Raw genomic sequence first — 20,485 nt, forward strand, 5'->3', positions numbered from 1 at the left:
GTCACGCGCCCGGGCACGGCAGGCGCACGTCTCAACAGTAGGCCGCGGAACGCCCGTACGGGCAGCGCTCTACAGCTCTTGCCCGAATGCGAACTGGCCCACGATCAGCATCTGGTATGCGCCGAACGGGTGAACCCGGCCTTCCAACCGTGGCCTTTGCCCGTCCGGACCCGCCGCGGCCGGCTACTCCTCGACCGGTACAGCCGCCTCGCGTGCCGCGTCAGGCCCCTGTTCGAGCAGTACGGCGAAACCCGCCCCGTCCAGAACCGGAACCTTCAGCTGCATCGCCTTGTCGTACTTCGAGCCCGGATTGTCGCCGACCACCACGAAGGAGGTCTTCTTCGAAACGGAACCGGTCACCTTCGCCCCACGGCTCTGCAGGGCCTCTTTCGCGCCATCCCTGGTGTGGTCGGCCAGTGTGCCCGTGACGACGACGGTGAGCCCTTCGAGCGGACGCGGCCCCTCGTCCTCACCCGCGCTCTCGTCCGCCATCCGGACCCCGGCCTCCCGCCACTTGCGCAGGATCTCCCGGTGCCAGTCCTCGGCGAACCACTGGGTGACCGAGGCGGCGATGATGGGTCCGACCCCGTCGGCGGCCGCCAGCTCCTCCTGGGTCGCCGCCTCGATGCGGTCCATCGAACGGAACTGACGGGCCAGCTCCTCGGCCGCGACCGGACCGACATGACGGATCGAGAGCCCGGTGAGGATCCGGGCCAGCGGCGCCTGTTTGGCGGCGTTGATCGATTCCAGCATCGCCACGGCGTTCTTCTTCGGCTCGCCGTGCTGGTTGGCGAAGACCAGGGCGGTCTTCTCCTCGCCGGTCTTCGGGTCGCGCTTGGGCAGTCCGCTGTCCATGTCCAGGACATAGGCCCGGATCGGCAGCAGCTGCTCGATCGTCAGCCCGAAGAGGTCGCTCTCGTCGTGCAGCGGCGGCTCGGTGGGATCCAGCGGCTTGGTCAGGGCGGCCGCCGCGACATAGCCGAAGTGGTCGATGTCCAGGCACTTGCGGCCCGCGAGGTAGGCGACGCGCTCGCGCAACTGCGCGGGGCAGAAACGCGCGTTGGGACAGCGGAGGTCGATGTCGGCCTCCTTCATGGGCCGCAGCTCCGTTCCGCACTCGGGGCAGTGGGTCGGCATCACGAACGCCCGCTCGGTGCCGTCCCGCAGATCGACGACCGGGCCGAGGATCTCCGGGATCACATCGCCCGCCTTGCGGATCACCACCGTGTCCCCGATGAGGACGCCCTTCTCCTTCACCACGTTCTGGTTGTGCAGGGTGGCGAACTCGACCTCGGAGCCCGCCACCTCGACCGGCTCGACCTGTGCGTACGGAGTGACCCGGCCGGTACGTCCGACACCGACCCGGATGTTCACCAGCTTGGTGTTCACCTCCTCCGGCGGGTATTTCCAGGCGATCGCCCAGCGCGGGGCGCGCGAGGTGGAGCCCAGCCGGCCCTGGAGCGCGATCTCGTCGAGCTTGACGACGACGCCGTCGATCTCGTGCTCCACGGAGTGACGGTTCTCGCCGAAGTACGCGATGAATTCCCTCACGTCGTCGAGGGAGTTGACGACCTTGTTGTACTTCGCGGTGGGCAGGCCCCATTCGTGCAGAAGCTCGTAGGCGTGCGAGAGGCGGTCGATCTCGAGGCCCTCACGGGCGCCGATGCCGTGCACCACCATGTGCAGCGGACGGCCGGCGGTGACCTTCGGGTCCTTCTGGCGCAGTGAACCCGCCGCCGCGTTGCGCGGGTTGGCGAACGGTTTGTCGTCGGCCTGCACCAGCCGGGCGTTGAGCTCCTCGAACGCCTCCATCGGGAAGAAGACCTCGCCGCGGATCTCGACCAGCGCCGGGATCCGGTCGCCCTTCAGCCGGTGCGGGATCTCGGCGATCGTACGGACATTGGGGGTGATGTCCTCGCCGCTGCGGCCGTCGCCGCGGGTCGCGGCGCGGGTCAGCAGCCCCTGCTCGTAGGTGAGGTTGACCGCGAGGCCGTCCACTTTGAGCTCGCACAGGAAGTGGTAGGCGGTGGTGCCGACGTCCTTGGCGACACGCTCGGCCCAGACCGCCAGCCCCTCGTCGTCGAAGGCGTTGTCCAGGGAGAGCATCCGCTCGCGGTGCTCGACCGAGGTGAACTCCGTCCGGTACGGCCCCGCGACCTTCTGGGTCGGCGACTCGGGCGTACGCAGCTGCGGGTACTCGTCCTCCAGGTCCTGCACCGTGCGCATCAGCCGGTCGAATTCGGCGTCGCTGACGACCGGCTGGTCGTTCACGTAGTACCGGAAGCGGTGCTCCTCGATCTGCTCGGCAAGGAGCGCATGCCGCTGCTGTGCCTCCGTGGGCACATCCGATGTCTGTCCGCCGGCCATCGTCTCGTCCTCCCGTTACCCGATACCTGCTTACTCAGGGTTGTCTGCGAGCGATCTCGCGGCCCGGGCGCAGTGGGCGAGCGCGGCGCGCGCATACGCGGGCGACGCACCCGCGAGCCCGCACGACGGGGTGATCACCAGCGACTCGGCAAGAGTCCCCGGATTCAGCCCCAGCCTGCGCCACAGCGTCCTGACACCCATGACGCTACCGCCCGGGTCCGACAATGCGTCCGAAGCCGGGTCGGTGCCGGGCACCACCCCGAGGAAGAGCTGCGTACCGCCTTCAACCGCTTCCCCGATCGCCTCCTCCTCACGCTCGGTAAGCAAGGAGAAGTCGAACGAGATGCCGTCCGCACCGGCCCGGCGCAACAGCGCGAACGGCACGTCGGGCGCACAGGTGTGCACCACGGTCGCCGCCTCCCCGTTCGCCGCCAGGACATCGCGCAGGGTGCCCTCCACCACCTGCCGGTCCACGGCCCGGTAGGTGCGGTAGCCGCTCGCCGTCCGGATCTGCCCACGGAGCACGCCGGTCAGGGACGGCTCGTCGAGCTGGAGAATCACCTGGGCGCCGGGCACCCTGCGCCGTACGTCATCGAGGTGGTTCCGCAGCCCCTCCGTCAGGGAGCCCGCCAGATCGCGGCAGGCACCCGGGTCGCCGAGCGCTGCCTCACCGCCTCGCCGCTCCAGTGCGGCGGCCAGTGTCCAGGGGCCGACCGCCTGGACCTTGAGCGGCCCCTCGTATCCCTGGGTGAACTCCTCCAGGGCGTCGAGGTCCTCGCCCAGCCAGGAGCGGGCCCGGCGGGTCTCGCGGCCCGGCCGGTCGCTGATCCGCCAGCCGCTGGGCTCGACATGGCCGTACATCTCGACGAGCAGTCCGATGGACCGCCCGATCATGTCGGCGCCGGGCCCGCGTGCGGGCAGTTCCGGCAGATACGGCAGGCCCTCACCGTCCGCGAAGGATCCGGTGACGGTCTTCGCCGCCTCCCGCGCGTCTCCCCCGGGCATGGAACCGATCCCGGTCGCGCGGCACCCGCTGAACTTGCTCTTCTCGCTCACGCAGGAAGCCTACGGTCCGGGCCGCCGGACCCGTCGCGGGCCCGGCGGCCCTGTTGGCCGGTACCCGTGGCCCGGGGCGGGCTCCGCCCGGCGTCGGGGACTCGGCCTCTGCGGACGCGGCGTCCGGGACTTCAGTGCCCGGGGCGGACCGTGAGGTCGGTGACCTCGGCGTCGCGCGGCAGGTCGATCGCCATCAGGATCGTGGTCGCCACGGACTCCGGGTCGATGAACAGGGAGGCGTCGTACTCCTTGCCCTCCTGCTGGTGCACCTTGACCTGCATGGGGCTGGCGGTACGCCCGGGGTAGACGGAGGTCACCCGGACACCGTTCCCGTGCTCCTCCTGGCGCAGCGAGTCGGCGAGCGCCTTCAGGCCGTGCTTGGTCGCGGCGTACGCGCTCCACTCGGCGTGTGCGCTGAGCCCGGCGCCCGAGTTCACGAAGACGACATGCCCCTGGACCACGCGCAGTTGCGGCAGGAAGAGCCGGGTCAGCTCGGCAGGGGCGACCAGGTTGGTATTGAGCTGGAAATGCCATGCCTTCGGCGTGAGCTCGCCGACCCGGCCCAGCTCCACGACGCCCGCGATGTGCAGCAGCGAGTCGATCCGCTCCGGCAGCGACTGCTGCGCGAACGCCCAGGAGAGCCGGTCCGGGTTGCCGAGGTCCCCGACGAGCGTGCGCGCACCGGGGTGCAGTGCGGCAAGCTCCTTGGCGCGGCCCGCGTCACGAGCCAGGAGTACGAGTTCGTCGCCGCGCTCGCGCAGACGGCGAGCGACAGCTTCTCCGATACCGGAGCCTGCGCCGGTGATGAGATGAGTGGACATGCACCTATCGTCGCATCCGCTCGCCCGCCTACTGGATGCCGGACCACTCCTCCAGGTAAGCCAGGGCGCCCACCCCGTCCTTCGCGAAGAACACCAGGTCGGCGAGGGGCAGGGGCAGGAAGCCCTCGTCCTCCATACGCTGGAACTGCTGGCGCAGCCCGTCGTAGAAACCCGCCGTGTTCAGCAGGACGACCGGCTTGTTGTGCTTGCCGTGCTTTTTCAGCTCCAGGATCTCGGTCGCCTCGTCGAGCGTCCCTGTACCACCGACCATGATCACGACGGCGTCGGCCTTCTCCACGAGCAGCGCCTTGCGCTCGGCGAGATCGCGCGCGATCACCATCTCGTCGGCGTCGGCCCGCGCCTTCGCGGCCAGGAAGTCCACCGACACCCCGACGAGGCGCCCGCCCGACTCCTGCACCCCGTCGGCGACGACCTTCATCAGCCCGCTCTCCGACCCTCCCCAGACCAGCGTGTGTCCGCCGCGGCCGAGCAGCTCGGCGAACTCGCGGGCGGGGCGGGTGTAGCGGTCGTCGAGGTCGGCGGCGGAGAGGAAAACGCAGATGTTCATACGGCAACCGTAAGTGCCCCTGCTGACACTCCACGGAACCGGGGGTTGATCCGGGGAAGAATCCGGTGGACCGCACGGCTGAAGCAGATATGACTTCCACCTCAGGACACGTGATCACCGTTGAGCCCGGCACCGCGCATGTGCGCGTGGTGCGTGACGGACATCTGCTCGCCGAGAGCCGCCGTCCGCTCGTACTGCGCGAGACGGGCTGTCCGGTCCGCTACTACCTGCCGCCCGAGGACGTCCGCACGGAACTGCTGACGGTGTCGGACACCCACACCCACTGTCCGTTCAAGGGAGATGCCTCCTACTGGTCCCTGCCGGACGCGGTCGATCTCGTCTGGGCCTATCCGGACCCCAAGCCCGAAGTCGCCGCGATCAAGGACCACTTCTGCTTCTACGACACCGAGACAGTCTCCGACTGATCGTCACACACGGTTCTGACCCGTGCAGTTGAAGAACCTCAAAGAAATTTCTTGCCGTAGCGATGAGTTCTGCGGTGCGCCGCAGTCCACCTGCACATGGACAAGACTCTCTCCCGCGACGGCACTCTGATCGCCTACCGGTGCAGAGGTGACGGTCCGCCCGTGATCCTGGTGGGCGGGGCGCTGAGCACCGCGGCGACCGAGGCACCGCTCGCGGAACTCCTGGCGTCGCGGTTCAGCGTCGTGACCTACGACCGGCGCGGCCGCGGCTCCAGCGGCGACGGCGTGCCGTACGCGGTCGAGCGCGAGATCGAGGATCTGGCGGCGCTGATCGGTCGGGTCGGCGGCCGGGCGTCAATGTTCGGCATGTCGTCAGGTGGCGCCCTGGCCCTGGAGGCCGTGGCCTCGGGGCTGCCCGTCGACCTGCTCGCGGTCTACGAGCCGCCGTACACCCCCGGTCGCACCGGCCTGCTGTTCAAGGCGGTCTGTACGGCTCGGCTGCACCGGCTGCTGTCCGACGGGGACCGCGGCGGCGCCATCGAACTGTTCCTGTCCCTGACGGGCATCGCCCCGGAGACGATCGCACGGATGCGGCGCGCCCCGTTGTGGGACGCCCTGGAATCGGTCGCGCACACGCTCGCGTACGACGATGCGCTGCTCGGCGACGGCTCGGTGCCCGCGAAGCGGTTCGCGTCCGTGACGGCCCGCACGATGGTGGTCTGCGGCGGCTTCAGCACCGCTCCGGCCCGGATGGCGACCCACGCCCTCGCGGACGCGGTCCCGCACGCCCGGCACCGCACACTGACAGGCCAGACTCGCGAGCTCGCACCCCAGGCGATCGCCCCGGTCCTGGCGAGGTTCTTTGCCAGGGACGTGTTCGTGCGCCAGGCGTCCCAGGGAGTGGCCGGTGGCGGGACCACCGTCAGGTGATCCCTGCGCTCGCCCGGAAGTTCCGGATCGGCTCGCACGTCGAATCGCGCTGACTCCTGAAGCTGCAGGTGCCGGCCCGGCCGCGTGGACGGTCGGGCCGGCGACCGTCACATCCCGTAGGCATCGCGGGCAGGTCGCGTCGTCGAAGTCCATTCCGAGACGCACCCGTCCGGCGGCTTCGCGTCCGCGCCCACTGCGCGTCAGCCGACGGCACACCGGAACAACGACCGGATGATCCGACCGCGACGGTCCAGGGATCAGCCCCGGCCGACCACAGCTTCGGTACGCCGCACCGTCGTCGCGATCGTCGCCGACCCGACCACCCGCGTCCCGTCGTACAGCACGACCGCCTGACCGGGGGCCACGCCCCGTACCGGCTCGGTGAAGGCGACGTTCAGCGTGCCGTCCACGAGCTCGGCGGTCACCTCGGTCTCGCCGCCGTGGGCGCGGAGCTGGGCGGTGTATGTGCCGGGGCCGGCCGGGGCCGTGCCGCACCAGCGGGGCTTGATCGCCGTCAGCGCCGTGACGTCGAGGGCCTCGACCGGGCCGACCGTCACCGTGTTGTTCACCGGGGAGATGTCGAGGACGTAGCGCGGCTTGCCGTCGGCGGCCGGGTGGCCGATGCGCAGGCCCTTGCGCTGCCCGATGGTGAAGCCGAAGGCGCCCTCGTGGGTGCCGAGCCTGTTGCCGGACTCGTCGAGGATGTCGCCCTCGGCCTTGCCGCCGAGGCGGTCGGCCAGGAAGCCCTGGGTGTCGCCGTCGGCGATGAAGCAGATGTCGTGGCTGTCGGGCTTCTTCGCGACGGCCAGACCACGGGCCTCCGCCTCGGCGCGGATCTCGTCCTTGGTGGTGAGGGTGTCCCCGAGCGGGAACATCGCGTGGGCGAGCTGCCTCTCGTCCAGGACACCGAGGACGTACGACTGGTCCTTGGCCATGTCGGAGGCGCGGTGCAGCTCGCGGCTGCCGTCCTCGTTCAGTACGACGGTGGCGTAGTGCCCGGTGCACACGGCGTCGAAGCCGAGCGCGAGCGCCTTGTCGAGCAGCGCCGCGAACTTGATCTTCTCGTTGCAGCGCAGACACGGGTTGGGCGTGCGGCCCGCCTCGTACTCGGCGATGAAGTCCTCGACGACGTCCTCGCGGAAGCGTTCCGCCAGGTCCCAGACGTAGAAGGGGATACCGATGACATCCGCGGCACGACGGGCGTCGCGGGAGTCCTCAATGGTGCAACAGCCCCGCGCTCCGGTACGGAACGACTGCGGGTTCGCGGAGAGGGCGAGGTGCACACCGGTCACGTCGTGGCCCGCCTCGGCGGCGCGGGCTGCGGCGACGGCGGAGTCGACACCGCCCGACATGGCGGCGAGCACACGGAGGGGGCGCTGGGAAGTCTGAGTCATAGCTCCACCAGGGTACGGGGCGCCGGGAACCGAAAGCTCGCGGATATGCGTTGTCGATCGCATGGGGACCAAGGAGACGGCACGCACCAGGCAGTCCGCGGGGGCCGAGACAGAGCACGGCATCAGTCGGCGCGGACTGCTGATCGGCGCTGCCGTCACGGCAGTGGGAACGGCGGCGCTGGCCCGGGAGAAGCTGGAGCATGCCTGGTGGCGGCTGCCCGGGGTGGACAAGTCCCGCACGCCCGGCGAGCTGGATTACGCACGGGCGCAGTGGACAGCGGCGTCCCCTGCGAACTGGCGGCGTGCCGACCGCCCCGCCGACTACGTCATAGACCGGGTCGTCATCCATGTGACCCAGGGCAGCTTCCGGGGCGCGGTCAAGGTTTTCCAGAACCCCGGCCACGGTGCGGCGGCGCACTATGTGGTGCGCAAGGACGGTCATGTGACGCAGATGATCCGTGAGCTGGATGTGGCCTTCCACGCGGGGAACAGGTCGTACAACGAGCGCAGCGTCGGCATCGAGCACGGGGGGTTCGTGGACCGGCCGCAGGACTTCACGGCGGCGATGTACAAGGCGTCGGCGCGGCTGACGGCCGCGATATGCGGGCGGTACGACATACCGGTGGACCGCACGCACATCATCGGGCATGTGGAGGTGCCGGGCACGGACCACACCGATCCGGGCCCGCACTGGGACTGGGCCCGGTATCTCAAGCTGGTGCAGGCAGCGGGCGCCCGGTGATCGCAGGGCCCGCCGCCCTGGTCAGCTGAGCCCCGCCGTCCGCGCGCGCTCCACCGCCGGGCCGATCGTCCGGGCGACGTCCTCGACGTCCTGCTTGGTCGATGTGTGTCCGAGCGAGAACCGCAGCGTGCCGCGGGCCAGGTCCGGGTCGGTGCCGGTGGCCAGCAGTACGTGGCTGGGCTGGGCGATGCCCGCCGTGCAGGCGGAGCCGGTGGAGCATTCGATGCCCTGGGCGTCCAGCAACAGGAGAAGGGAGTCTCCCTCGCAGCCGGGGAACGTGAAGTGGGCGTTGGCCGGGAGCCGGCCGCCGGGGGCCGGATCGCCGCCGAGGATGGCGTCGGGAACGGCCGCGAGCACAGCCGCGACCAGCTCGTCGCGGAGCCCGCCGATCTCCCGGGAGAACTCTTCGCGGCCGTCGGCGGCGAGCCGGCCGGCCACCGCGAAGGCGGCGATGGCGGGCACATCGAGGGTCCCGGAGCGCACATGCCGCTCCTGGCCGCCGCCGTGCAGCACGGGTACGGGGGTGTAGGCGCGGCCGAGCAGTAGCGCGCCGATGCCGAACGGGCCGCCGATCTTGTGCGCGCTCACGGTCATGGCGGCCAGTCCCGACGAAGCGAAGTCGACTTCCACCTGACCGACGGCCTGCACCGCATCCGAGTGCATCGGCACACCGAACTCGCTGGCCACGGCGGCCAGTTCACGTACCGGCATGATGGTGCCGATCTCGTTGTTGGCCCACATCACGGTGACCATCGCGACATCGTCGGGGTTGCGCGCGATCGCCTCGCGCAGCGTGTCCGGGTGGACGCGGCCGTAGGCGTCGACGGGGAGGTATTCGACGGTCGCACCCTCGTGTTCGGCGAGCCAGTCGACGGCGTCCAGCACGGCATGGTGCTCGACGGGGCCGGCGAGCACGCGGGTGCGCCGGGGGTCGGAGTCGCGGCGGGCCCAGTAGAGGCCTTTCACGGCGAGGTTGTCGGCCTCGGTACCGCCGGAGGTGAAGACCACCTCGCTGGGGCGTGCACCGAGGGCGTCGGCGAGGGTCTCTCTCGACTCCTCGACGGTACGGCGGGCCCGGCGCCCGGCGGCGTGAAGTGAGGACGCGTTACCGGTGACGGCGAGCTGGGCGGTCATCGCCGCGATCGCCTCCGGAAGCATCGGCGTGGTCGCGGCGTGGTCGAGGTAAGCCATGGTGGGCTCGATTCTACGAGCCCGGGGAGGGGCGTATGCCGGGCGCATCGCGGTCCGTACCCGCGCACGGCGGACAGGTGTCGTTTCACCCTCCCGAACCGGAGCCCGAACCGGAGCCCGATCCGGCCGGGGCGGCGCCGCAGGACGCCGTCGGTCAGCTTCCGAAGCTCCAGGAGACGGTGCCGTTTCCGGTGACCAGGAAGGCCAGGACGACGAGGTCGGCGATGCCGAGGGCGAGCCCGAGGAGGGCGCGGCCGCGGCGGGCGGTGGAGCGGGCGAGGGCGATGACCGCCATCACGATGGCGATCGGGCCGAGCAGGATGTTCATCACAAGGAGGCCGATCAGGCCGAGCACGAAGGAGGCGACGGCCAGGCCGTCGGCGTCCCGGGCGCCCTTCCTGCGGTCGGCGGGCCGCGGGGTGTCGCCCTCGGCGGCGGCTTCCGTGCTGATGCCGGCTCGGCGGGCGAATGCGGTGAGTGTCATGGTGCGGGCTCCTTCGTCTCTGTCATGTTCGTCTCTGTCATGGGCTCGAACGTCGGATCGGAACGGATCGGACCAGGCCGGATCAGCGGGACCGGCGGTGCACGCTCAGCCGCTCGCGGACCGCGAAGATCAGCAGCCAGCAGCCGATCGTGGCGGCGAGGGCGAGAGTCAGCGGGAGCGGAATCTGGACCACCGCCCCGAGGACGACCCCTAGCAGGAGCAGGGCGGCGACGAGGACGATCATGTTCGGCCTTTCTGCGAGTTCTCGGGGGCACTCGGACGCTCGGCGCTCTTTGCACACACTTGAGAGTACGAGTGTTCACTGACTAGTCAGTCTAGACCCCCCACCCCTTCCCCAGTCCGGAGAACAGTTGTTTACTGAATGGCATGAGTCACACCGCCGGCATCCGCCAGACCCAGAAGTTGAAAACCCGTCAGGCACTGCTGGACGCCGCGCTCCAGCTGCTGGAGCACCAGAGCCTGAGCAGCCTGGGACTGCGCGAGGTGACGCGGGCGGTGGGCGTCGCGCCGACCGCCTTCTACCGGCACTTCGACGACACCGCCGCGCTCGGTGTGGCACTCGTCGAGGAAGCGCTCGGCAGCCTGCACGGGGTGATCGGCGCGATCCTCGCCGAGACCGGCGACAGCGAGGCCCGGCTGGACCGCAGCGTGGAACTGATCACCCGCCATGTACGTGAGCAGCCCGCCCACTTCCGCTTCATCGCCCGTGAACAGCACGGTGGCGTCGGCCCGGTCCGCGAGGCCATAGCGGCCCAACTGCGGCGATTCGCCGAGGAGGTGGCCGAAGCGCTCTCCGCGGAGCCGGAGTCGCGGGGCTGGAGCAGCGAGGACCTGCTGATGCTGGGCGGTCTCTACGTCGACCACATGGTGATCACTGCCTCGGCGATGCTGGACGCAGGCCCGGCCGGCGAGGCTCAGGTGGCCGAGGTCACCCGTCGGCGGCTGCGACTCGTCACCCTGGGCAGACTCCACTGGCTGGACGGCGCCTAGGGCCGAGCTGCGGCTGATGGCTGCGGGGGAATCTCGTACATAGGTACGCGGCGTCCGTCTCGCTGTCCCGGTGGCGCAGCCGCAGCCGGCGGTCGGCGAACACGGCGTCGTGCAGCTCGGCGACGTCGACGGTGGCCGGCGCCACTCGGTCCCCCCGTATACCTGAAGCTCTCACGTCAGGTATACGGGCGTCCGGTCACCGTGGCTCAGCTGCGCGGGGCGCGGGCCAACTGGCGGGACTGGGCGACCAGCCGGTCGGCGCTGTCCCAGACGTCCGCGTCCTCCTCCAGGAAGCCGCCCGCGAGATTGCGGGTGGTGATGGAGACACGCAACGGGCCGGGGGCCGGGCGGCAGCGGATGTGGGTGGTGAGCTCGATGGTCGGCGTCCAGCCCTTGAGCCCCAGCTCGAACGAGGTCGGCGGCAGCGCGTCGACGGTGAGCAGCAGGGAGTACGGGTCCGCGTCACGCCCGTCCGCGAGGCCGAACCAGCCGCGCATCTCACCCTTGCCGGACGGGGCACCGACGGCCCAGCCGACGGTCGACGGGTCGAGCTTGATGTTGAGCCGCTCGGTGATCGCGGAGCTGCCGGGGATGGGCGCCGGGCCGTCACCCGGGCCGAAGCACTGCTCGATCGGCGCCATGGCCGGCGGCTTCGCCGACGTGCGGATGTCGTCGGAGAGGGAGTCCAGGTCGCCGTAGGTGCCGAGGACCCGGATGCGCTCGACCTCGGTGCCGTCGTCCGCGTACTGGAAGAGCGACGCCTGGCCGGTGGAGAGGGTACGGCCGGTGCGGACGACCTGTGTTCGGATCACCGCGGGACCGGGGACGGACGCGGTGAGGTAGTGCGCCGAGACCGAGAAGGGGTCGGTGTGCGGCAGGGCCTCGCCGAGCGCGCGGCCGAGCATGGCCAGGAGATACCCGCCGTTGACGGCGTGGATGATCGTCCAGCCCGCGGAGAGCTCGGCGTCGTAGACGCCTTCTTCGCGAAGGGTGACGGCGGTATCCCTGTCGAACTCGCTGTCGCCGATGAGTGCCTGAGCTGCCTGTGCCATGAGATGCACCGTACACCGATTGTATTACTGAGCGGTAGCTTTTTTGAGTCGGTGGTGTGTCGACGTATCGCGACCCGCGCCATGACCGGTCAGGTGGCGGCGGAGCCCTCCTCGGCCGCGGCCGAGGAACGCTTGTACGCACGGGGCGCCCGCCAGTGGAACTGCATCGCCAGCAGCCGCAGAACGAAGGCGGTGACCACGGCAGTGCCGCTGGTGAAGGCATTGATCGTGCCGAAGCGGATGCACAGCACGATCATGGCTGCGCCGACCATCGCGGGCACGGCGTACAGATCGCGGTCCCAGCGCAGCAGCGACGGCGTCTCATTGGCGAGTACGTCACGCAGCACACCACCACCGACCGCGGTGGCCAGGCCCAGGGCCGCCGAAGCGGTGAGGCCCAGGCCGTAGTCGTACGCCTTGACGGTGCCGGTGACGCAGAACAGCCCGAGGCCCGCGGCGTCGAAGACATTGACCGCCACCTGGATCCGTTCGACGTGCGGATGCAGGAAGAAGACCAGACCGGCGGCGAGCAGCGGGGTGAGAAAGTAACCGAGATCGGTGAAGGCGGCGGGTGGCACCGCCCCGATGATCAGGTCACGGAACAGCCCTCCGCCCAGCGCTGTCACCTCGGCGAGTACTGCGATGCCGAAGACATCGAAGTTCTTGCGTACGGCGAGCAGTGCGCCCGAGATCGCGAAGACAAAAATTCCGACGATGTCGAGCGCATGCTGGACGGAGGGCGTGAACAGTTCGTTGAGCACCGGGCAATTGTGCCGGTACTACTGCTTGGCACTGTCCTCCGAGGTCCCGGACGGCGGCGCGGCGTCGTCCGAGGACGGTGTCGTGCTGTCGTCGCTGTCTGCGGAAGCGTCGGACTCCGAGGCCTCAGCGGCCTCAGCAGGCTTCGTGAGCGCAGTGACCTTCGCGACCTCGACGGGCGCCGCGTCCTCGGAAGTCTCCGCAGCCTCGGCGGTCTCGGCGGTCTCGGCGACCTCGACGGCCTCAGCTGCCTCCTCCGAGGGCTCGACCGCCCCGGCCGCTCCCGTCTTCGTCACCGAAACGACCTCGATCGCCTCCCGCGCCGCAGCCAGCACCTGCTCGCCCGGCGCCTGGTCCGGCGCGTTCTCCGGGTGGTGGCAGGCCACCTGGTGGCCGCTCTTCAGCGCGATCAGCGGCGGTTCCTGCGTCTTGCAGATCTGCGTCGCCTTCCAGCACCTCGTGTGGAAGCGGCAGCCACTCGGCGGCGAGATCGGCGACGGCACATCGCCCTTGAGCAGGATCCGCTCGCTCTTCACGCCGCGCCGCCGCGGGTCCGGCACCGGCACCGCGGACATCAGGGCCTTGGTGTACGGGTGCATGGGCGCCTCGTACAGCGACTTGCGGTCCGCGAGCTCGACGATCTTGCCGAGGTACATCACGGCAATGCGGTCCGAGACATGACGGATGACCGAGAGGTCGTGCGCGATGATCACGTACGTGAGCCCGAGCTCGTCCTGGAGGTCGTCGAGCAGGTTCACCACCTGCGCCTGGATCGACACGTCCAGCGCCGAGACCGGCTCGTCGGCGACGACCAGCTTCGGCCGCAGGGCGAGCGCGCGGGCGATGCCGATGCGCTGGCGCTGGCCGCCGGAGAACTCGTGCGGGTAGCGGTTGTAGTGCTCCGGGTTGAGACCGACCAGGCCCAGCAGGCGCTGGACCTCCTTCTTGATCCCGCCCTCGGGCGTGACGCCCTGCAGCTTGAACGGCGCGCTGACGATCGAACCGACCGTGTGGCGCGGATTCAGCGAGCCGTAGGGGTCCTGGAAGATCATCTGGACGTCCCGGCGCATCGGGCGCATGCCCGCGACACCGAGGTGCGTGATGTCCTTGCCCTCGAACTCAATCTTGCCGCCGGTCGGTTCGAGCAGCCGGGTGATGAGCCGACCCATCGTCGACTTGCCGCAGCCGGACTCACCCACGACACCAAGCGTCTCACCGGGAAGTACGTCGAAGCTGATGCCGTCGACCGCCTGGACGGCACCGGACTGGCGGCGCAACAGCCCCTTCGTGATCGGGAAGTGCTTGACCAGTCCGGTGACCTTGAGCAGCGGCTCGGGCGAGGAGGTGGCCTGCTCCGGGATCGTCATCTCGGAATCCTTTGTCTCACTCAAAGCTTCGGCGCAATCTCTTCGGTCCAGATCCGCGTGCGGTCCTCCTGCGACATGTGGCAGGCCGAGTGGTGCCGGCTGCCGACCTCGCGCAGCTCGGGCCGCTCGGTGCGGGTGATCCCGCCCTTGGGCACATCGGCGTACGGACAACGCGGGTGGAAGGCACAGCCACTGGGGATGTTGATCAGACTGGGCGGGGAGCCCTTGACCGGGATCAGACGCTCGGTCTGGTCACGGTCGATGCGCGGCATCGAGCCCAGTAGACCCCAGGTGTAGGGGTGCTGCGGTTCGTAGAAGACCTTCTCGGCCGGACCGCGCTCGACGCAGCGGCCGCCGTACATCACCAGGATGTCGTCGGCCAGCTCGGCGACGACGCCCAGGTCGTGGGTGATGATGACGACCGCGGAGCCGAACTCCTTCTGCAGATCACGGATCAGGTCGAGGATCTGCGCCTGGACGGTGACGTCCAGCGCGGTGGTCGGCTCGTCCGCGATGAGCAGCTCGGGGTTGTTGACCAGCGCCATCGCGATCATCGCGCGCTGGCGCATACCGCCGGAGAACTCGTGCGGATAGCTTTCCACCCGCTTGTGGGGCTCCGGGATGCCCACCCGGTCCAGCATCTCGACGGCCCGCTTCAGGGCGGTCTTCTTGTCCACCTTGTTGTGGACCTGGTAGGCCTCGCTGATCTGCTTGCCGATGGTGAAGTACGGATGCATCGCGGACAGCGGATCCTGGAAGATCATCGCCATGTCGCGGCCGCGCAGCCGGCGGACCTCGTCCGGGTCGGCGGTCAGCAGTTCCTTGCCGTTCAGCCAGATCTCACCGGAGAGGTGCGCCTTCTGCCGGCCGTACTGGCCGACACGGTGCAGGCCCATGATGCCGAGCGAGGTCACCGACTTGCCGGAGCCCGACTCGCCCACGATGCCGAGAGTCTTGCCCTTCTCCAGCGTGAAGGAGAGCCCGTCGACGGACTTCACCAGACCGTCGTCGGTCGGGAAGTGCACCTGGAGGTCGCGTACTTCGAGGAAGGCGGTGGAGGGGGCCGAGCCCGCGGAGACGGGCTCGCCAACAGCGCCGGTCTTCGTCAGATCGGTCATGAGAGCCTCACTCGGGGGTCGATCACTGCGTACATGAGGTCCACGACGAGGTTGGCGAGGACGACGAAGAAGGCCGCGATGAGCGTGACTCCGAGGATCACCGGAAGATCGTGGTCGCTGATCGCCCTCACCGCGTTGTAGCCGAGGCCGTGCAGGGAAAAGGTGTACTCGGTGAGGACCGCGCCGCCCACCAGGGCTCCGAGGTCCAGCCCGAGCACGGTGAGAATCGGGGTCATGGTCGAACGCATCGCGTGCTTGCCGATCACCACGGGTTCCGTCAGGCCCTTGGCACGGGCTGTACGGATGTAGTCCTCGTTGAGGACCTCCAGCATGGTGGCACGGGTGAGCCGGGCATACATCGCGGCGTAAAGGAAGGCCAGGCTGACCCACGGCAGGACCATGCCGTTGAACCACGCCGTTGGATCCTCGCCGAATTCCGTGTCCGGACGGTCGAACCAGCCCAGCTGGTCGGAGAAGAGCGCCAGGGCGAGCATGCCAGTGAAGTAGATCGGCAGCGAGACACCGCTGAGGGCGATGCCCATCACCGAACGGTCCAGTGGGGTACCGCGCTTGAGGGCCGAGATGATGCCGGCAGAGATACCACCGACCACCCACAGCACCACCGCCCCGGCTGCGAGCGAGAGGGTTACCGGCAGCCACTCGAGCAGCAGCGGCCAGACCTCCTGCTCGGTCTTGAACGAGTACCCGAAGCAGGGCGCGGCGCATTGCGTGACGTCGGGACCGTTGGAGTACGTACGTCCGACCACCAGTCCGACCACGAACTTGCCGAACTGGACCAGGATCGGGTCGTCCAGGCCCATCTTCTGCCGGATGCCCTCGATGGCGGCGGGGTCGGACTGCTTGCCGACGAAGTACAGCGCCGGATCCGTCCCGATCATCTTGGGAAAGAGGAAGAAGATTCCGAAGGTCACGAGAGTGATGACCATCAGCATGACGACGACGGCGAAGATTCGCCTGATGAGATATGCAAGCACTGCGCTTGGCCCGACGGCGACCCGGGGGCCCTCTCTTATGGAGAGGGCCCCGGGCCACCGCTCGCGGCCATCACCTGCCCTTCGTGCCTAGCGGGTGTGGCACTGAAACGTGAACTGACTGGGTTTTACTTGACGACGCCGAGCGAGGCGTAGTCGTAGCGACCGTTGTAGGCGTCCGCGGTGTAGGCGTTGGTCAGTCGGCTGCTGCGCCACGTGATCGTCTTGTCATAGACGAAGGGCAGGTAGACAGCGGCCTCGGAGACCTTCTGGTTCATCTGCTTGTAGATCTCGCCGGCCTTGGCCGGGTCGGTCTCGGCGATGGCCTGGTCGAAGAGCTTGTTGACCGCGGGGTCGTTCAGCTCGGAGAAGTTGTTGTTACCGCTCTGCAGGATGAACCGGCCGTCGACCAGCGGCTGCGAGAAGCCCTGGCCGGTCGGGAAGTCCGCGCCCCAGCCCATGATGATGATGCCGTAGCCCTTGTCCTTGACGACCTTCGGCGAACCGATGATGCCGGATGTCTGGGCGCCGTCGAACTGGTCGACCTGGGCGTCGATGCCGACCTGCTTCAGCGCATTCTGCAGCGAGACGGCCGTGGCCACCTCGACCGGCTTGTTGTTGCGCACCGCGATGGTGGTCTTGAAGCCGTTCGGCTGGCCACAGGCCTTCAGCGCCGCCTTGGCCTTCTCGAGGTTCGGCTTGCTGTCGTTCTTGAGGACCTCGTACGGGTCGTAGGTGGGGTCCGAACCCTTGATGCCCGCGGGGAGCATGTTCGGGGCGACGTCGCCACCGGCCTGCGGGCCGCCACGGGCGGTCTGCAGCGACTTCTTGTCGGCGGCGTAGATGACCGCCTTGCGGCACTCGATGTTGTCGAACGGCTTGACCGTCTGCGGGAAGACCGCGTAGCGGATGAAGCCGGTCTGGCCGTTGTCCAGGTTGCCCTTGTGATCGCGCAGGGCCGTGGTACGAGCGGCCTGGCCGATGCCCGTGGCGTTGATGTCGACATCGAAGTCACCCTTGAGCAGGCGCTTGTCCATGTCGTCCGCGTTGGCCATGAAGGTGACCGTGATCTTGTCCGGAAGCGCCTTGCGGATGGTGTCCGAGGCGGGCTTCCAGTTGGTGTTGCGAGACAGCGTCATCGACTTGTTCGGCGCGTACGAGTCGATCTTGTACGGGCCGTTGGAGAAGGGCTTCAGGCCGTACTTGGCCGCGGTGTCCTTCTGCTGCTTCACCGGAGAGGCGGCCGGCATGGCGAGCATCTGCTCGAAGTCACCGTTCGGCTTCGGTAGCTTGAAAACGATGGTCTTCGCGTCCGGCGTCTCGATCGCCTTCAGGCCGAGCTTGTCCGCGGCCTTGTCCTTGTACGGACCCTTGTACTCGGACTTCGGGTCGAGCACCTGCATCAGATAGACCGGGCCGCCGGAGATGACGTCCTGGGCCCAGGTGCGCTCGATGCCGTACTTGATGTCCTGCGAGGTGACGGGCGTGCCGTCCTCCCAGGTCACGTCGTCCTTGAGCGTGTACTTGTACGTCTTGCCGCCGTCCGAGATCTCGGCGTTGGCGGTCGCGAGGTCCGGCACGAGCTCCGTGCTGGCGCCGCCCGGCTCCGCCTTGAAGCTGACGAGCTGGCGGGTGTAGTAGCGGGCGAAGTCCCACATGAAGCCGTAGTAGCCGCGCTGCGGGTCCCACGAGTCGGCGTCCTGCGTGCCGACGAACTTCAGCGTGCCGCCCTTCTTGTCGGACGCGTTGGACACCTTACCGATGCCGGCGTTGAAACCGGGCGCCTTGGCGGCGCCCCCCTTCTCGTCGTCCTTGCCGTTGCCGCCACATGCGGTGGTGGTCAGCAGGGCCGCGAGCACGACAGCCGTGCCTGCGGCAAGCCTGCGCTTCGACGTGCGATGGGTTGTCACGATGCTCGCAACCTCCGTAGTAGTCACGGTCCTTGAGGGCCGCGGGTTTCGGTAATCGCTCCTGACTGACGGCAGGGGCTGTGTGTGCGCAGAGACGGTGTGGGGGTCTGGGGGCGTCAGCGGGACCCCTTCGGGTCCAACGCATCTCGTACGCCGTCGCCGAAGAGATTGAAGGCCAACACGGTGATGAAGATCGCCAGGCCGGGGATGATCATGAACAGCGGATCGTCCTCGTAGGTGCGCACAGCGGTCGAGAGCGTCTCGCCCCACGACGGAGTGGGCGGCTTGACGCCCACTCCGAGGAAGCTCAGCGCCGCTTCCGTCAGGACGTTGGTGGGGATCATCAGCGTCGCGTAGACGGTGATCGGCGCCACCAGGTTCGGCAGCAGTTCCCGGAAGAGGATGTACGCACGTCCCGCGCCCAGGCTGCGCGCCGCTTCGACGTATTCTCGCTCGCGCAGTGAGAGCGTCTGACCGCGCACGATACGGCCGATGTACGGCCAGCCGAAGAAGCCGATCACGAGCACGAGGACCGCGATCCGCAGACCCGAACCGGTGAAGCCCCAGAGCTCGTTCGGGATGACCGAGATCAGAGCGATGATGAAGAGCAACTGCGGGAAGGCGAGCAGCAGGTCCATGACCCGGCTGATCGCCGCGTCGATCCAGCCGCCGAAGTAGCCGGCCATGACGCCGAAAACAGTGCCCAACGCGACCGCGACGAAGGCCGACAGGAAGGCCACGAGCAGCGAGATACGCGCTCCGTAGACCACCCGGCTGAAGACGTCCCGGCCGTTGACCGGCTCAACTCCGAAGAGGAAGTCTGAGCTGATACCGCCCCAGCCCCCGATCGGGGTACCCAGCAGTGGGTCGATCATGTCCTCGTGGAGTTCCTCCGGCGGGTGGCCGAGCAGGCTCACGATCAGTGGAGCGAATATCGCGACCACGATCAGGAGAAGCACCACGAAACCACCGACAAGTGCGACCTTGTCACGCTTCAACCGCACCCAGGCGATCTTCCAGGGCGAACGCCCCTCGATGGCCTTCAGCGGGACATCGGCGGCGACATCGACGGCCGCGGTCTCGGCCGCGCTCGTGTCGTGCAGTGGTGCCGTCATCGTGGTGGGGACCCCTCTCGGCCGGTGGTGACCGACCCATGCCCGCCGCTGTAGCGGCTTCGTTCACTTCAGTGGTGCAAGTTGTGTGTGGTGCGAGGAATGCTCGAAGAAGCAGGTCGTGCACAGGACCGAAGGGTCCCTGCTGCGGGAGTCTTCAACGCTGCTCCGATCACCCGCCAGCCCTGACGGGGAATGGATGCGCAACCGTGATGTGGCCAGGTGGCTTCCGTTATCCGAACATCACGATCGTCCCAGCGGACCAAGTCGGCACTCTTCGCCCAGATCGGGCAGGTGCCCCAACAGGAGCTATCCCGGGATCAATTGGCAGGCGTCCGGACGGGTCAGCCGTGGGCCTGGGGGTAGCCGTAACCAGTGGCGGGAGCGGGCGCGCCGTGCGCCTCTCGGTCGTAGAACGGGCGGGCGTTGGCACGCAGCCACATCGCGACCGGGTCGTACTCGTCGGACATCGCGACGGTGGAGACGGGAAGCCCGTCCGGGACCGCGCCGATCGACTGCTGCATCATCGCGCGCACCGCGTCGACGGAGGACTGACTCGTGTCGTAGAGATCGAGACCGATGGCGAGATAGGGGACACCGAGCGCGGGCTGCACCCAGGCGCGGCGCAGGGAGCGGATCGCGGGGGTGTGATGGGCGTTCTGCGAGAGCAGTGCGTAGAACTGCGGGATCTCGATGGCCGGCTCGGTGAGCCGGAGCGGTCCTGCCGGCATCCGGTCGAGGCCGGTGGCGATCCGTCTCAGATCCAGCCAGGGAATGCCGACGCCGCCGCCGGGGGCGTGCGGGTTGAGCCAGATTCCCCAGCGGTCGGGGAAGAGGGCGCGGGCGATGTCGACGCCGGTAACCACCTCATGGGCCCGGTTCCAGCCGCTGGCCGAGAGTTCCTGGGCCGAGGTCACGCAAGGCGCGTAGCCGAGCCCGTCGATCTCCATGTTCCCGTACTGGGCGTCCGGCGATCCGGCCTGGCCGTGCCAGAGCAGCATCCAGATACGGCCCTGGGCAAGGGCCCGCAGCAACGCCTCGTACGCGTCGTAGCGCCCGGGGGTCACTTGGCGCAGCATGTGCTCGACCTGCCCGGCCGCCGCGGTGCCTGACGCACTCACCCTGGGTCCCGCCCCTCTTCGATCCACTGTGTCGGCCTGCCGCTCCCGGGGCACGCGGGTGCGGC

General features: G+C 68.7%; 20 protein-coding genes. 4 read left to right on the top strand and 16 right to left on the bottom strand.

The genetic code is table 11. The features are described from left to right. Positions 1 to 183 precede the first annotated feature (183 nt). From ligA to ABZV38_RS18290, 4 genes are all read right to left on the bottom strand, one after another. Positions 184 to 2,367: an NAD-dependent DNA ligase LigA gene (gene ligA, locus ABZV38_RS18275; RefSeq protein ID WP_356328153.1), complete on the bottom strand. Its 2,184-nt coding sequence runs from the start codon at positions 2,365 to 2,367 to the stop codon at positions 184 to 186. Between the two features lie 30 nt (positions 2,368 to 2,397). Next, positions 2,398 to 3,423, bottom strand: a complete 1,026-nt coding sequence (locus tag ABZV38_RS18280) for a methionine synthase (RefSeq protein ID WP_356328154.1) — start codon at positions 3,421 to 3,423, stop codon at positions 2,398 to 2,400. A 131-nt stretch (positions 3,424 to 3,554) separates the two neighbouring features. After that, positions 3,555 to 4,244, bottom strand: a complete 690-nt coding sequence (locus ABZV38_RS18285) for an SDR family oxidoreductase (protein WP_356328156.1) — start codon at positions 4,242 to 4,244, stop codon at positions 3,555 to 3,557. 28 nt (positions 4,245 to 4,272) lie between these two features. After that, positions 4,273 to 4,812, bottom strand: coding sequence for a TIGR00730 family Rossman fold protein (locus tag ABZV38_RS18290; protein ID WP_356328158.1), 540 nt, complete (start codon positions 4,810 to 4,812; stop codon positions 4,273 to 4,275). 89 nt (positions 4,813 to 4,901) lie between these two features. Between ABZV38_RS18290 and ABZV38_RS18295 the strand changes: the two genes are divergently transcribed. Together ABZV38_RS18295 and ABZV38_RS18300 are read left to right on the top strand one after the other, a co-directional pair. After that, positions 4,902 to 5,237, top strand: coding sequence for a DUF427 domain-containing protein (locus ABZV38_RS18295; protein WP_356328159.1), 336 nt, complete (start codon positions 4,902 to 4,904; stop codon positions 5,235 to 5,237). 96 nt (positions 5,238 to 5,333) lie between these two features. Next, positions 5,334 to 6,167 carry an alpha/beta hydrolase gene (locus ABZV38_RS18300; protein WP_356328161.1) on the top strand — a complete coding sequence of 278 codons (834 nt, stop codon included), beginning with the start codon at positions 5,334 to 5,336 and terminating at the stop codon, positions 6,165 to 6,167. A gap of 257 nt (positions 6,168 to 6,424) precedes the next feature. On the opposite strand, the gene mnmA is transcribed toward ABZV38_RS18300, so the two are convergent. After that, a complete protein-coding gene (mnmA, locus tag ABZV38_RS18305) occupies positions 6,425 to 7,561 on the bottom strand; it encodes a tRNA 2-thiouridine(34) synthase MnmA (protein ID WP_356328163.1) in 1,137 nt (378 codons plus the stop codon). Between the two features lie 61 nt (positions 7,562 to 7,622). Here mnmA and ABZV38_RS18310 point away from each other — a divergent pair, with 61 nt between their 5' ends. Further along, complete coding sequence (locus tag ABZV38_RS18310; protein WP_356328165.1) at positions 7,623 to 8,303, top strand: N-acetylmuramoyl-L-alanine amidase; 681 nt, start codon at positions 7,623 to 7,625, stop codon at positions 8,301 to 8,303. Positions 8,304 to 8,324: 21 nt separating this feature from the next. Here the strand turns inward: ABZV38_RS18310 and ABZV38_RS18315 are convergent, their stop codons facing one another. The 3 genes from ABZV38_RS18315 to ABZV38_RS18325 form a co-directional block, all read right to left on the bottom strand. After that, complete coding sequence (locus tag ABZV38_RS18315) at positions 8,325 to 9,494, bottom strand: cysteine desulfurase family protein (RefSeq protein ID WP_356328167.1); 1,170 nt, start codon at positions 9,492 to 9,494, stop codon at positions 8,325 to 8,327. Positions 9,495 to 9,648: 154 nt separating this feature from the next. Continuing rightward, positions 9,649 to 9,978 (bottom strand): DUF4190 domain-containing protein, encoded by a 330-nt coding sequence (locus tag ABZV38_RS18320; protein ID WP_356328169.1) that lies wholly within the window; start codon positions 9,976 to 9,978, stop codon positions 9,649 to 9,651. 82 nt (positions 9,979 to 10,060) lie between these two features. Next, on the bottom strand, positions 10,061 to 10,222 hold the full coding sequence (locus tag ABZV38_RS18325; RefSeq protein ID WP_356328170.1) for a hypothetical protein: 162 nt from the start codon (positions 10,220 to 10,222) through the stop codon (positions 10,061 to 10,063). A gap of 143 nt (positions 10,223 to 10,365) precedes the next feature. On the opposite strand from ABZV38_RS18325, the gene ABZV38_RS18330 reads away from it, so the two are divergent. After that, on the top strand, positions 10,366 to 10,989 hold the full coding sequence (locus ABZV38_RS18330; protein WP_356328171.1) for a TetR family transcriptional regulator: 624 nt from the start codon (positions 10,366 to 10,368) through the stop codon (positions 10,987 to 10,989). A 206-nt stretch (positions 10,990 to 11,195) separates the two neighbouring features. Here the strand turns inward: ABZV38_RS18330 and ABZV38_RS18335 are convergent, their stop codons facing one another. The 8 genes from ABZV38_RS18335 to ABZV38_RS18370 all read right to left on the bottom strand — a co-directional run bounded on the left by ABZV38_RS18335 (position 11,196) and on the right by ABZV38_RS18370 (position 20,420). Beyond that, the gene (locus tag ABZV38_RS18335) at positions 11,196 to 12,041 is read right to left on the bottom strand and encodes a thioesterase family protein (RefSeq protein WP_356328172.1); all 846 of its coding nucleotides are present in this window, start codon (positions 12,039 to 12,041) and stop codon (positions 11,196 to 11,198) included. Between the two features lie 89 nt (positions 12,042 to 12,130). After that, on the bottom strand, positions 12,131 to 12,802 hold the full coding sequence (locus ABZV38_RS18340) for a trimeric intracellular cation channel family protein (protein WP_356328174.1): 672 nt from the start codon (positions 12,800 to 12,802) through the stop codon (positions 12,131 to 12,133). 18 nt (positions 12,803 to 12,820) lie between these two features. Further along, positions 12,821 to 14,167 (bottom strand): dipeptide ABC transporter ATP-binding protein, encoded by a 1,347-nt coding sequence (locus ABZV38_RS18345; protein WP_356328175.1) that lies wholly within the window; start codon positions 14,165 to 14,167, stop codon positions 12,821 to 12,823. 20 nt (positions 14,168 to 14,187) lie between these two features. Further along, complete coding sequence (locus ABZV38_RS18350; protein ID WP_356328177.1) at positions 14,188 to 15,285, bottom strand: ABC transporter ATP-binding protein; 1,098 nt, start codon at positions 15,283 to 15,285, stop codon at positions 14,188 to 14,190. Continuing rightward, entirely contained in the window at positions 15,282 to 16,280 is a 999-nt protein-coding gene (locus tag ABZV38_RS18355) for an ABC transporter permease (RefSeq protein WP_356328179.1), read from the bottom strand. The genes ABZV38_RS18350 and ABZV38_RS18355 overlap by 4 nt, the downstream gene beginning before the upstream one ends. A 125-nt stretch (positions 16,281 to 16,405) precedes the next feature. Next, positions 16,406 to 18,187 (bottom strand): ABC transporter substrate-binding protein, encoded by a 1,782-nt coding sequence (locus tag ABZV38_RS18360; protein WP_356328181.1) that lies wholly within the window; start codon positions 18,185 to 18,187, stop codon positions 16,406 to 16,408. 116 nt (positions 18,188 to 18,303) lie between these two features. Then, complete coding sequence (locus ABZV38_RS18365) at positions 18,304 to 19,302, bottom strand: ABC transporter permease (RefSeq protein ID WP_356328183.1); 999 nt, start codon at positions 19,300 to 19,302, stop codon at positions 18,304 to 18,306. Between the two features lie 341 nt (positions 19,303 to 19,643). Then, positions 19,644 to 20,420: an enhanced serine sensitivity protein SseB C-terminal domain-containing protein gene (locus ABZV38_RS18370; RefSeq protein WP_356328185.1), complete on the bottom strand. Its 777-nt coding sequence runs from the start codon at positions 20,418 to 20,420 to the stop codon at positions 19,644 to 19,646. Between the last annotated feature and the right edge of the window lie 65 nt (positions 20,421 to 20,485).

It is taken from the genome of Streptomyces sp. NPDC005181, from assembly GCF_040608395.1.
Lineage (GTDB): Bacteria > Actinomycetota > Actinomycetes > Streptomycetales > Streptomycetaceae > Streptomyces.

Coding starts and splice junctions, on each gene's coding strand:
- ligA (WP_356328153.1), bottom strand. CDS start 2,367: ATGGCCGGCGGACAGACATCGGATGTGCCCACGGAGGCACAGCAGCGG.
- ABZV38_RS18285 (WP_356328156.1), bottom strand. CDS start 4,244: ATGTCCACTCATCTCATCACCGGCGCAGGCTCCGGTATCGGAGAAGCT.
- ABZV38_RS18290 (WP_356328158.1), bottom strand. CDS start 4,812: ATGAACATCTGCGTTTTCCTCTCCGCCGCCGACCTCGACGACCGCTAC.
- ABZV38_RS18295 (WP_356328159.1), top strand. CDS start 4,902: ATGACTTCCACCTCAGGACACGTGATCACCGTTGAGCCCGGCACCGCG.
- ABZV38_RS18300 (WP_356328161.1), top strand. CDS start 5,334: ATGGACAAGACTCTCTCCCGCGACGGCACTCTGATCGCCTACCGGTGC.
- mnmA (WP_356328163.1), bottom strand. CDS start 7,561: ATGACTCAGACTTCCCAGCGCCCCCTCCGTGTGCTCGCCGCCATGTCG.
- ABZV38_RS18310 (WP_356328165.1), top strand. CDS start 7,623: ATGGGGACCAAGGAGACGGCACGCACCAGGCAGTCCGCGGGGGCCGAG.
- ABZV38_RS18315 (WP_356328167.1), bottom strand. CDS start 9,494: ATGGCTTACCTCGACCACGCCGCGACCACGCCGATGCTTCCGGAGGCG.
- ABZV38_RS18320 (WP_356328169.1), bottom strand. CDS start 9,978: ATGACACTCACCGCATTCGCCCGCCGAGCCGGCATCAGCACGGAAGCC.
- ABZV38_RS18325 (WP_356328170.1), bottom strand. CDS start 10,222: ATGATCGTCCTCGTCGCCGCCCTGCTCCTGCTAGGGGTCGTCCTCGGG.
- ABZV38_RS18330 (WP_356328171.1), top strand. CDS start 10,366: ATGAGTCACACCGCCGGCATCCGCCAGACCCAGAAGTTGAAAACCCGT.
- ABZV38_RS18335 (WP_356328172.1), bottom strand. CDS start 12,041: ATGGCACAGGCAGCTCAGGCACTCATCGGCGACAGCGAGTTCGACAGG.
- ABZV38_RS18345 (WP_356328175.1), bottom strand. CDS start 14,167: ATGACGATCCCGGAGCAGGCCACCTCCTCGCCCGAGCCGCTGCTCAAG.
- ABZV38_RS18350 (WP_356328177.1), bottom strand. CDS start 15,285: ATGACCGATCTGACGAAGACCGGCGCTGTTGGCGAGCCCGTCTCCGCG.
- ABZV38_RS18365 (WP_356328183.1), bottom strand. CDS start 19,302: ATGACGGCACCACTGCACGACACGAGCGCGGCCGAGACCGCGGCCGTC.